Annotated in this window: 10 protein-coding genes; 5 read left to right on the top strand and 5 right to left on the bottom strand. The window is 72.9% G+C overall.

The window, feature by feature from the left end; translation table 11 throughout:
- Positions 1–48 precede the first annotated feature (48 nt).
- Together sucD and sucC are read right to left on the bottom strand one after the other, a co-directional pair.
- Positions 49–936: a succinate--CoA ligase subunit alpha gene (gene sucD / locus L3X23_RS31070; RefSeq protein ID WP_237196753.1), complete on the bottom strand. Its 888-nt coding sequence runs from the start codon at positions 934–936 to the stop codon at positions 49–51.
- Between the two features lie 11 nt (positions 937–947).
- Positions 948–2117, bottom strand: a complete 1170-nt coding sequence (gene sucC / locus L3X23_RS31065) for an ADP-forming succinate--CoA ligase subunit beta (RefSeq protein ID WP_093077198.1) — start codon at positions 2115–2117, stop codon at positions 948–950.
- A 325-nt stretch (positions 2118–2442) separates the two neighbouring features.
- On the opposite strand from sucC, the gene L3X23_RS31060 reads away from it, so the two are divergent.
- Together L3X23_RS31060 and L3X23_RS31055 are read left to right on the top strand one after the other, a co-directional pair.
- A complete protein-coding gene (locus tag L3X23_RS31060) occupies positions 2443–3366 on the top strand; it encodes a triacylglycerol lipase (RefSeq protein ID WP_093077195.1) in 924 nt (307 codons plus the stop codon).
- A 317-nt stretch (positions 3367–3683) separates the two neighbouring features.
- Entirely contained in the window at positions 3684–4487 is an 804-nt protein-coding gene (locus L3X23_RS31055; RefSeq protein ID WP_237196752.1) for a M23 family metallopeptidase, read from the top strand.
- Positions 4488–4518: 31 nt separating this feature from the next.
- Here the strand turns inward: L3X23_RS31055 and pcrA are convergent, their stop codons facing one another.
- Complete coding sequence (gene pcrA / locus L3X23_RS31050; RefSeq protein WP_237196750.1) at positions 4519–6858, bottom strand: DNA helicase PcrA; 2340 nt, start codon at positions 6856–6858, stop codon at positions 4519–4521.
- A gap of 205 nt (positions 6859–7063) precedes the next feature.
- Between pcrA and L3X23_RS31045 the strand changes: the two genes are divergently transcribed.
- The 3 genes from L3X23_RS31045 (at position 7064) to L3X23_RS31035 (ending at position 9694) form a co-directional block, all read left to right on the top strand.
- Entirely contained in the window at positions 7064–7342 is a 279-nt protein-coding gene (locus L3X23_RS31045; RefSeq protein WP_093077192.1) for a chorismate mutase, read from the top strand.
- 69 nt (positions 7343–7411) lie between these two features.
- Positions 7412–7717 carry a hypothetical protein gene (locus tag L3X23_RS31040; RefSeq protein WP_237196748.1) on the top strand — a complete coding sequence of 102 codons (306 nt, stop codon included), beginning with the start codon at positions 7412–7414 and terminating at the stop codon, positions 7715–7717.
- A gap of 273 nt (positions 7718–7990) precedes the next feature.
- The gene (locus tag L3X23_RS31035) at positions 7991–9694 is read left to right on the top strand and encodes a hypothetical protein (RefSeq protein WP_237196746.1); all 1704 of its coding nucleotides are present in this window, start codon (positions 7991–7993) and stop codon (positions 9692–9694) included.
- A gap of 54 nt (positions 9695–9748) precedes the next feature.
- Here L3X23_RS31035 and L3X23_RS31030 read toward each other — a convergent pair whose 3' ends face one another.
- Complete coding sequence (locus tag L3X23_RS31030) at positions 9749–10408, bottom strand: response regulator transcription factor (protein WP_237196745.1); 660 nt, start codon at positions 10406–10408, stop codon at positions 9749–9751.
- Positions 10405–11637 (bottom strand): ATP-binding protein, encoded by a 1233-nt coding sequence (locus tag L3X23_RS31025; protein WP_237196743.1) that lies wholly within the window; start codon positions 11635–11637, stop codon positions 10405–10407. Before L3X23_RS31025 ends, L3X23_RS31030 begins: the two co-directional genes overlap by 4 nt.
- Between the last annotated feature and the right edge of the window lie 53 nt (positions 11638–11690).

The following is an 11690-nucleotide window of genomic DNA, read 5'->3' as shown; positions in this document are numbered from 1 at the left end:
GAGGGTTCCCTCCCGGGGCTCACGTGACGATCGGACCTCAGAGCCGTGTCACAGCGCTGCGATGATCTCCTTCATCAGCGCGGCGGTCTCGGACGGCGTCTTGCCGACCTTGACGCCGGCGGCCTCGAGGGCCTCCTTCTTCGCCTGCGCGGTGCCCGCCGAGCCGGAGACGATGGCGCCCGCGTGGCCCATCGTCTTGCCCTCGGGGGCGGTGAAGCCCGCGACGTAGCCGACGACCGGCTTGGTCACGTTCTCCTTGATGTACGCGGCGGCGCGCTCCTCGGCGTCTCCGCCGATCTCGCCGATCATCACGATCGCCTTGGTCTCGGGGTCGGCCTGGAAGGCCTCGAGGGCGTCGATGTGCGTGGTGCCGATGATCGGGTCGCCGCCGATGCCGATGGCGGTGGAGAAGCCGAACTCCTTGAGCTCGTACATCATCTGGTAGGTCAGCGTGCCGGACTTGCTGACCAGGCCGATCGGACCGGGGCCCGCGATGTCCGCCGGGATGATGCCCGCGTTGGACTTGCTCGGGGAGATGATGCCGGGGCAGTTCGGCCCGATGATCCGGGTCTGGTTGCCCTTCGCCACGGCGTGCGCCCAGAAGTAGGCGGAGTCGTGGACCGGGATGCCCTCGGTGATCACCACGGCGAGCGGGATCGCGGCGTCGATGGCCTCGATCACGGCGTCCTTGGCGAACTTCGGCGGCACGAAGATGACCGAGACGTCCGCGCCGGTCTCCTTGATGGCCTCCTCGACGGTGCCGAAGACCTTCAGGTCCTTGCCGCCGATGGTGACCGTGGTGCCGGCCTTGCGCGCGTTCACGCCGCCGACGATGTTCGTGCCCGCCGCCAGCATCTTGGTGGCGTGCTTGGTGCCCTCCGAGCCGGTGAGGCCCTGGACGATCACCTTGGAGTTCTCGTTCAGAAAGATCGACATGTCAGGTTCCCTCAGACCGCAGCGGCGAGCTCGGCGGCCTTGTCGGCCGCGTCGTCCATGGTGCCCACGACGGTCACCAGGGGGTGGTTCGCGTCGGCCAGGATCTGGCGACCCTCGACGACGTTGTTGCCGTCCAGCCGGACGACGAGCGGCTTGGTGGCGCCGTCACCCAGGATCTTCAGGGCCTCGACGATGCCGTTGGCGACCGCGTCGCACGCGGTGATGCCGCCGAACACGTTGACGAACACGGACTTGACGTCCGGGTCGCCCAGGATGACGTCCAGCCCGTCCGCCATGACCTGCGCCGACGCGCCGCCGCCGATGTCGAGGAAGTTGGCGGGCTTCTGGCCGCCGTGCTTCTCGCCCGCGTAGGCGACGACGTCCAGGGTGCTCATGACCAGGCCCGCGCCGTTGCCGATGATGCCGACGGTGCCGCCGTCGAGCTTGACGTAGTTCAGGCCCTTGGCCTTCGCCTTCGCCTCGAGCGCGTTCTCGGTGCGCTCGTCGACGAGCTCGGCGTGCGCCGGGTGCCGGAAGCCGGCGTTCTCGTCGAGGGTCACCTTGCCGTCGAGGGCGATGACCTTGTCCTCGGGGTCGCGCACCAGCGGGTTGACCTCGACGAGGGTGGCGTCCTCGGCGACGAAGGTCTCCCACAGCTTCACGATGACGTCCGCGGCCTGCTCGGCCACCACGGCGGGGATCTTGCCCGCGGCGACGATCTCGTCCGCCTTCGCCTTGTCCACACCCGCGATCGCGTCGATCGGGATGCGCGCCAGCGCGTCCGGCCGCTCGACGGCCAGCTGCTCGATCTCCATGCCGCCCTCGGCCGAGCACATGGCCAGGAAGGTGCGGTTGGACCGGTCGAGCAGGAAGGAGAAGTAGTACTCCTCCGCGATGTCGCTGGCCGTGGTCACCAGCACCTGGTGCACGGTGTGGCCCTTGATGTCCAGGCCGAGGATGGCGGTCGCCTTCTCCTTGGCCTCGGCGGGCGACTCGGCCAGCTTGACGCCGCCCGCCTTGCCCCGGCCACCCGTCTTGACCTGGGCCTTCACCACGACGGCGGTGCCCAGCTCGGCGGCGGCGGCCTCGGCGGCCTCGGCCGTGTCCACCGTCTTGCCCGGAAGCACCGGGACTCCGTGGGCGGCGAAGAGGTCCTTCGCCTGGTACTCGTACAGGTCCACTCGGCTCTCCCGATTCAACACGTCGCTGTGCCGGCTGCGCGGGGAACGATGCGCCCGCGCGAATGCCCGCACGTCAGAGACCTACTCCGGTCCAGGACCCTAGCCATGCGGGTCGGCCCACATGACATCCGCCCAGGTGAGCTGCCTCACCGCCACCCTGCGTGCACGTCCCGTGCCAGGCAGAGCGGGTCGGCGGGGGCCACCGGTGTGACCAAGGCGTCGTCCGGTCGACACGTCCTCGTCACAGAGAGCGAGGAGAACGGGACACTCGGATGTTTCCTGCGCGTTTCCGCGCGAGAGCGACGTGGCCCGGTTACTCTTGGGTATGGCGACGGTCCGGGCCGGACTGCACCGCCTGGCCACGGCGGCCGGCGGTGGGTTCTCCGCTGTCTCCTACGCCGCCCGCGCCCTCGCCTCCCCCGCCGGGGTCCGCGGCATCGCCCTCGAATGGGCCTGGCTGAGCGCGCACGTGGCGCTGTACCCGGTCGGCCTGGCGGGCGAGAAGATCGCGCCGCGGGACCTGTACCGCACCGACGACCTGGACCCCGTGCAGCGCAGCCTCGTCTGTGCCGACCCGCACACCGCGGGCACCCCGATCCTGCTGATCCACGGGATCATGGACAACCGCTCCGTGTTCACCGTCTTCCGCAGGGCGCTGCGCCGCCGCGGCTTCGGGCTGGTGCACGCCGTCAACTACAGCCTGTTCACCGGCGACCTGCGGTCGGCGGCCCGCGAGGTGGCCGAGCACGTCGCGCGGCTGCGCGAGGCGACCGGCGCGGACCGGGTCCACATCGTCGGGCACTCGCTGGGCGGCGTGATCGCCCGCTACTACGTGCAGTGCCTCGGCGGGGCGGAGTCGGTGGACACGCTCGTCACGCTCGGCAGCCCCCACACCGGCACGAACACCGCCTACCTGCTGCCGACCCCGCTGGCCCGGCAGCTGCGGCCGGGATCGGACGTCATGGCCGAGCTCGCCGCCCCCGCCCCGGACTGCCCGACCCGGTTCGTGGTCGTCTGGAGCCGGATCGACGAGATGATCGTCCCGCAGCGCAACGCCCGGCTGCGCCATCCGGACCTCCTGGTGGAGGAGCTCGAGGTCGACGACGTCGGGCACCTGGCCATGCCCGTCGACCCGCGGGTGGTGCACGGGGTGGTCTCCCGGCTGGCGCACGGCGCGCTCCCGCTGCACCTCGCGCGCAGGCTGCGCAACCGTTCGTCGACGGAGAACGCGCGCTCCTCGCCCGCCTAGTGACCGGAGCGTGATCGGGTCGCGACACACCGCACCCCGGGTTGGACGGCCGCCGGACGGCCCGCTACCTTTGCTCCGTTCGTGTCACAGCGCGATCACGACGACGCGGTGCCGACCCCGAATCGGCACCGGACGGGCCTCCCCAGCCCACGCCGTCACGCGAGGTGGTGCGGACCCGACAAGAAGGGCAGGTCGTGGCGCGCCACCGCTCCCCAAGCGGCGCTCCCGGACCGGTCCCGCAGGCGACCGCATACCCCCGTGCGGCCCGACCGGCGGGAGGACACCGGCTCCCGGCGCCCCCCAAGACGTCACTGCGCGTGCGCGCGACCGTCGCCGCCTGTGCGGGCGGCGCGCTGGTCGCCGCAGGTCAGACGGTGTTGACCGCGCTCGCCGGGCCCGCCGTCGCCGCCGACCCCTACGAGCGGCTCGCGGCCAACGCGATGCTCCCGGTCGTGGACGACATCGCCGCCACGACCTCCCCCTCCGCCGATCCCACGACCGCCGTCGCCCGCCCCATCGGCGCCGACCAGCTCACCGCCGCGACCCCCCAGGCCGTTCCGGTGCTCGACGAGCACTCCGAGGTCGAGGTCGCGAGCCTGACGAAGGCCGCGGCGATCGGCGAACAGCTCGCCCAGACCGCACAGGCGATCCGCGCCGCGCTCGCGGGCGGCGCCCCGCAGGCGGTGCTGTCGAAGGGCGAGGCCTACGTGCTGCCCACCCTGGGCCGCTTCACCTCCGGCTTCGGCGCCCGCTGGGGCGTCACGCACTACGGCATCGACCTGGCCGCCCCCATCGGCACGCCGATCTTCGCGTTCACCGACGGCGTGGTCGAGGAGTCCGGTCCTGCCAGCGGCTTCGGCATGTGGGTGGTGCTGCGCCACCCGGACGGCACCCGGACCGTCTACGGGCACATCAACCGCTCGCTGGTCTCGGTCGGCCAGACCGTGCAGGCGGGCCAGGAGATCGCCGAGGTCGGCAACCGCGGCCAGTCCACCGGTCCGCACCTGCACTTCGAGATCTGGGACGCGAGCGAGAACAAGATGAACCCGCTCCCGATCCTCACCCGCCTGGGCCTGTCGGTCACCGGGGACGGCGGCGAAGCGCCCAGCGCCACCTACTGACCCCGGTACCCCGGTACCGGGGCTCCCGGCGCTACAGCTTCTGCAGCGGGACGCCGCCGATCAGCATCAGGCGGACGGTGCCCGCGCTGCCGAAGTCGATCGTGACGGTGGCGCGGTTGCCCACCCCGTCGGACGCCGTGACCGTGCCCAGCCCGTACTTGTCGTGGTTGACCCGGTCGCCCACCTCGAGGTGGATCTCCGCGTTCATGGTGCGCTGGGGCACCTTCCAGTCCCCGCGGTCCGTCGCGGTGGACCGGCGGCCGAAGCCGAAGCGTCCCACGGGTGCGGACGGGCGCTCGGGCTCGGAGCGCTCCCACTCGACGAGCTCGGCCGGGATCTCGTCGAGGAACCTCGACGCCGGGTTGGTGCTCGGCTGCCCGAACGCGGACCGGACGATCGCGCGGGACAGGAACAGCCGCTGCTGCGCGCGGGTGATGCCCACGTACGCCAGCCTGCGCTCCTCCGCCATCTCGTCCGGATCCCCCAGGGTGCGCATGTGGGGGAAGATCCCGTCCTCCCAGCCGGTGAGGAACACGACCGGGAACTCCAGGCCCTTCGCGGTGTGCAGGGTCATCAGGGTGACCATGCCCTGGTCGTCGTCCGGGATGGAGTCCGCGTCCGCGACGAGCGCGACCCGCTCGAGGAAGGCGGCCAGCGAGCCGGGCGGCGGGGCGCCGACCTCCACGTCCGAGTCGTCCAGGTCCGCGACGGCCGCGTCCCCGGCGAACTCCCGGGCGACCGTGACGAGCTCGGCGAGGTTCTCCAGCCGGGTGCCGTCCTGCGGGTCCTCGCTGGCCTCCAGGGCCTCGGTGTAGCCGGTGCGGCCGTAGACGTTCTCCAGGATGTCCGCGGTCTCGTCCCCGCGCTCCACGCCCTCGCGCAGGTCGTCCAGCATCCGCTGGAACCCGGCGATGTTCCGCTGGGACCGGGTCGCCAGCTCGGGCAGCCGCGAGGGCTCCTCGGCCGCGACGCGCAGGGCCTGGCTGAACGAGATGCGCTCCCGCTCGGCGTAGTCCGCGACCAGCCCCTCGGCGCGGTCCCCGATGCCGCGCTTGGGCACGTTGAGGATCCGGCGCAGGCTGACGGTGTCCTCCGGGTTGGAGAGCACGCGCAGGTAGGCCAGCGCGTCCCGGATCTCCTTGCGCTCGTAGAACCGCACCCCGCCGACGACCTTGTACGGCAGCCCGATCCGGAGGAACACGTCCTCGAACACGCGGGACTGCGCGTTGGTCCGGTAGAAGACGGCGATGTCGGAGTTGCGGAACTCGCCCGAGTCGACGAGCCGGTCGACGGTCTGCCCGACGAAGCTCGCCTCGTCGTGCTCGTTGTCCGCGACGTAGCCGACGATCTTCGCCCCGTCCCCCTGTTCGGACCACAGCCGCTTGTCCCGCCGGTTGGGGTTGCGCGCGATGACCTGGTTCGCGGCGGTGAGGATCGTCTGGGTGGAGCGGTAGTTCTGCTCGAGCAGGATCGTGTGCGCGTCCGGGAAGTCCTGCTCGAACTCCACGATGTTGCGGATGTTCGCGCCGCGGAAGGCGTAGATCGACTGGTCGGAGTCGCCGACGACGCAGAGCTCGGCGGGCTGCGCCCCCGCCGTGGCGGGCGCGACCAGCTCGCGGACCAGCACGTACTGCGCGTGGTTGGTGTCCTGGTACTCGTCGACCAGGACGTGCCGGAAGCGGCGGCGGTAGTACTCGGCGACGGCGGGCATCCGCTGCAGCAGCGAGACCGTCTCCATGATCAGGTCGTCGAAGTCGAACGCGTTCGCCTGGCGCAGCCGCTCCTGGTAGGTGGCGTAGACGGCGGCGATCCGGCGCTCGTGCTCGTTCGAGGCGCGCGCGGCGAAGTCCTCGGCGTCGATCAGCTCGTTCTTGAGGTTCGAGATCTGGGCCGCGAGCGCGCGGGGCGCGAACTTCTTCGGGTCCAGCTCCTGGTCGCGCGCGACGATCCCGATGAGCCTGCGGGTGTCGTCCGCGTCGTACACCGAGAAGGCGCTGCGCACGCCGAGGTGCTTGGCCTCGCGGCGCAGGATCCGCACGCACATGGAGTGGAACGTGGACACCCACATGGCCATCGAGCGGCGCCCGACCAGCGCGTCCACCCGTTCCTTCATCTCGGCCGCGGCCTTGTTGGTGAAGGTGATCGACATGATCTCGCCGGGGTGCACGCCCCGCTCGGCCAGCAGCCAGCCGATCCGGTGGGTGAGGACGCGGGTCTTGCCCGATCCCGCGCCCGCGACGATGAGCAGCGGGCTCCCCGCGTGCGTGACGGCCTCGCGCTGCTTGGGGTTGAGCCCCTCGAGCAGCGCGGCACCGCGCTTGGTCTTCGGCTCACGCACAGCCATGCCGGGAAGTTCGAACAGAGCGCTCATCGTGTCGAACACGGTACCGCCGACCCCCGACAGAGTGTGGCAGACTGTCCGTCGTGCACCGCGAGCAGCGATTTCTCTACGGGTACCGGATTCCGGCACCCGTGGACGGCACCTGACGCGCTGCAGACCACGAACCCCGGAGTCCACCGGACCCGGGGTTCTCGCACGACCGGCCGGTGGACTCCACTCACCGAGGAGTAGCTCGATGTCCGTTCCCACCGACGCCCCCACCGACGCCGAGATCGCCGAGCTCCGCGTCGAGATCGACCGGCTCGACGCCGAGATCCTGGCCGCCGTGCAGCGGCGCTCCGAGGTCTCGCAGCGGATCGGCCGCGCCCGGATGGCCGCGGGCGGGCCGCGGATCGTCTACAGCCGCGAGATGAAGGTGCTCTCCCGCTTCCGCGAGCTCGGCCCCGAGGGCCGGGAGCTCGCCATGCTGCTGCTGCGCTTGGGACGAGGGCGGCTCGGCGCCGAGCGATCCTGAGGGATCCCCTGAGGAATCCCCGGGGGAATCCCCCGCACGGAGCACCGTGCGCGTGGCACTGTGGTGGGCATGGGGATCGTCTTCACGCTGGTCGCGCTCGTCGGGCTGCTGGCCGCACTCGGACATGTCGGTTACGTCGCGATGTTGAACAACGCGGCCAAGAAGAAGGGCGCCGCGGGCGCCGAGATCGCGGCCTACTCGAAGAGCAGGCTGCCGGTCGCGGGCGGCGCGGCGGGCGTGGCACTGCTGGGCCTGCTGTTCACCAGCGGCGGCTTCGGCATGGACGTGATCGGCGTGATCCTCGCCCTGGGCGGTGGGTTCGTCGGTTACCGCGGGCTGCAGCAGGAGCGCGCCAAGTACCCGACCGGCGGCTGATTCGTCCGAATTGATCACTTCACGCTGAGTGCACCGCGGCGACGCCGCGATCACCGTGCGTGAACAGGTCGTTCTCCCCGTGACAACGGCCTGACCTGCGGGTATGGCAGAACCCCACAGGGTGCGGACGGCGAGCGGTACCAGGGGTTCGACGAGCGGGTCGTCCCCCGAACGTGTTACCGGCGGTGAACGGGCGAATGACACTTGGTGAGGGCTTCCGACTCGGGTACACCTGATCGGGTCGCTGTCCACCCACTAGGAGGTCGTCGGTCCGTGGCCACGAACGAACACCGCGTCGGCAACCCGGTGCCGCCGCAGCACCCCGTGACGGTGGCCGAGCTGCTGCGCCGCAGCGCTCCGGCCCAGCGCACCGCCGCGGACCGGCCGACGGACACCGACCGGGTCGGGGGCGACCATCGGCGACTGCCCCGGATCCCCGACCCGCGACCCGCCCCCGAGCAGGCCGCGGTGGCCGAGCCCGCCCACACCCACGCGACCCCGGAGCCCGGCGAGTCGCTGACCGGGCAGATCATCTCCGTCGGCGCCCTGCTGCGCCGGGAGGGCCGGGCCCCGCACGCGCTGGACCGGCCGATCCAGCCCCGGCCCGCCCAGCTCGGCAAGCGCTCCCCCGCGGCCGCCCGCCGGGCCGCCGTCGCGGCGGGAGCCCTGGTCGCCACCGGCAGCGTGCTCGCCGCCGCGGTCCTGACGAACGCCTCCGACGGCAGCTCCGACGCGCACTCCACGGCGGACGGCAGCTTCCCCGGCATGCGTCTGCCCGACGGGTCGAGCGTCCTCGCCGCGGACGCGCTCGACGCGGGCCTCCCCGCGCCCACGGCGTGGGCGAACGTCGCCTTCCCCGCCGTCCTGCTCGACCCGGTCGCCCCCGCGGTCGGGGGAGCACCCGCCGCCGCAGCCGCCCCCGTGCAGGGTCCGCGGCTGCCCGGGGCGGCCGCGCCGGTCGCCCCCGTCGCGCAGGCCCCGGGCGCCCCGGCACCCGCGGGAGGTGCCGGCACCCCCGGCACCGGCACGCCTCCGAACCTGCTCACCCCGGCCTTCGGCGGCTCCGGCTCCCCGGCCGCGCAACCCCCGACCAGCGTGGTCGGCGGCGTGGTCCAGGCGGTCGGCGGCGCGGCCGGTCCCGTCCTCGGCGGGGTGACCGGACCGGTGGGCGCCGCGGTCACCCCGATCACGCAGGGCGCGGCGAACGGGCTGGCCCCGGTCGTCGGTGCCGTCGGCGGCGCGGCGGGCGGCCTCACCGAGGGTCTCGGCGGCACCGTCGGGGCGGTGGACCGGGCCACCGCGCCCGCGCTCGTCCCGGTCGTGAACACCGTCACCGGTGCCACCGAGGCGGTCACCCGGACCGCAGCCCCCGCCCTGGCCCCGGTCACCGGCGCCGTCGCGGGTGTCGGTCAGGCGGTGCAGCCGGTGGTCGCGCCGGTCGCGGGCGTCGTCACCGGCACGGTGAGCGAGGTCGGTGGCGGGGTGGCGCAGGCCGTCGCGCCCGCGGTGGCCCCGCTGGCCGCGGCCGCGGCGCCGCTCACCACCCCCGTCGCCGAGCAGGTCGTGGCCCCCGTGGTGACGAACGTCGTCGCGCCGGTCGCCGAGGCCGTGAAGCCCGCGGTTACGCCGGTGGCGGACCTCCTCGCCCCGGTCACCACGCCGGTCCTCAAGGCCGCGGCCCCGCTGACCGCGCCCGTGCTGAAGGCCACCGAGCCGGTCACCGGCCCGGTCCTCGGCGCGCTGTCCCCGGTCACCGGCCTGCTGGACACCTCGTCCGGCGGCAACGCCGCGACCGGCGAGTCCACGCCGTCGGACAAGGGGTCCGAGGAGAAGAGCACGAACAGCACCGAGGGCAAGTCCAGCACCGAGAGCACGGTCGGCGCGGTCGGCGACGGCGTCGGCAAGACGCTGGAGCCCGTCCAGGAGACCCTGGCGCCGGTGACGAACGCCGTCGGTGGCCTGCTCGGCGGCAAGTAGCGGAAGGATCCCGCGTCCGGTGTCACCCGAGACACCGGACGCGGGATCGTGCGCTCAGACGAGGCGGCGGTCGCTCGCCCAGCGGCTGAGCTCGTAGCGGTTCGACAGCTGGGTCTTCCTGAGCACGCTGCTCACGTGGGTCTCGACCGTCTTCACGCTGATGAACAGCTCGCCCGCAATCTCCTTGTAGGCGTAGCCGCGGGCCAGCAGCCGCAGGACGTCCCGCTCCCGCTTGGTCAGCAGGTCCAGCTCCGGGTCGACGGCGGGGGCGGCGCCGGGGCGGTCGGAGAACGCGTCGAGCACGAACCCGGCCAGGCGTGGGGAGAACACCGGGTCCCCGGCCTTGACGCGGCGCACGGCGTCCCCGAGCTCCCGCGCGGAGATCGTCTTCGTGACGTAGCCGCGGGCGCCGCCGCGGATCACGGCGATGACGTCCTCGGCGGCGTCGGACACCGAGAGCGCCAGGAACACGACGTCCGGCTGCGCGGGGCGCACGCGGGCGAGCACGGCCGCGCCGCCGCCGTCGGGCATGTGGACGTCCAGCAGCACGACGTCCGGCTTGAGGTGCGCGATGCCGGCGACGGCCTCGTCGACCGACCCCGCCTCGCCCACGATCTCCAGCGGCGGGTCCCCGGCGGCGCCGCGTTCCAGCTCGGCCCGCACGCCCGCGCGGAAGAGCCCGTGGTCGTCCACCAGGAAGACCTTGATCGTCATGCCTTCTCCTCCTGGAGGACGGGGATCGCCAGGTGCACCTCGGTGCCCTCGCCGGGTGTGCTGCGCAACCGGACCGTACCGCCGTGGCGGCCCATCCGGCCGTGGACGGAGTCGGCGAGCCCGTGGCGGTCCGCGGGCACGTCCTCGGGATCGAAGCCCTTTCCCCGGTCCCGGACGAACACGTTCACCTCGTCCGGCTCGACTTCGGCGTACACGCTGACCTCGTCGACCTGCGCGTGCTTGGCCGCGTTGACCATCGCCTCGCGGGCGGCCAGGACGAGCGCCCGCAGCCCGTCGTCGAGCGGGCGGTCGCCGACGATCACGGGGTTCACGGTGATCGCGTAGGTGTCCTCGATCTCCGCCGCGGCCACCTGCAGCGCGGAGGCGAGGCTCTCGTCGAGGGCGGGGGTGCTCCCGCCCCGGCCGTAGCCCTGCGGGCCGTAGAGCCAGTGCCGCAGCTCGCGCTCCTGGCCGCGGGCCAGGCGCTGCACCTCCCGCGGGTCGTGCGACTGCTTCTGGATCAGGGCGAGGGTCTGCAGCACGGAGTCGTGCAGGTGGGCGGCGATCTCGGCGCGTTCCGCGGTCACGATCCGGGCCCGGCGCTCCTCGCCGAAGTCCCGGGCCAGCCGCACCCACCAGGGCACGGTCAGCACCCCGATGCCGACGACCGTCGTCAGCACCACGAGCACGCCGAACTGCACCTGGCCGAGGTTGAGGTTGCCCAGCAGGAACACCGCGATGCCCGCGGCCACGAACACCCCGCCCGCGACGACCCGCAGCACCGCGTTGCGCCCGCCGCCGAGGAAGCCGCTGCGGGCGCCGGTGGTCCACCGCCTGCGTTGGGCCTCGTCGGCCTCCCGCCAGACGACGGCGGCGCCGACCGCCGCGACCCCCAGCGGCCCGACGATCCAGCCCACGATCTGGTTCTGCAGCGCGGCCCCGACCAGGCCGATGCCGATCCCGAGCGCGGCCAGGCCCATCGCCTGCTGGCGTTCCTTGGCCGACACCTCGCGGGTGACGTCCGCGGCCTCCTGCCGCACGAACACCCAGAGCAGGCCGTAGGCGAGCATGCCCGCCCCGTTGACCGCCGCCAGCACGACGAACGCGGCCCGCACCCAGAGGACGTTCACGCCGAGGTGGTCGGCCACCCCGCCCGCCACCCCGGCGACGAGCCGCCCGGAGCGGCGCCGCACGAGCGGCTCACGGGTGGGCACAGCCGGGCTGGTCATGGCTCCATGGTCACACGCGCGCACCCCGGGGACACCGGGGTCGATCCCCGGGG

The organism is Pseudonocardia sp. WMMC193, assembly GCF_021728735.1.
Taxonomy (GTDB): domain Bacteria; phylum Actinomycetota; class Actinomycetes; order Mycobacteriales; family Pseudonocardiaceae; genus Pseudonocardia; species Pseudonocardia oroxyli.
The sequence above is the reverse complement of the archived record's forward strand: the minus strand, read 5'-3'. Positions and strand labels throughout refer to the sequence as shown.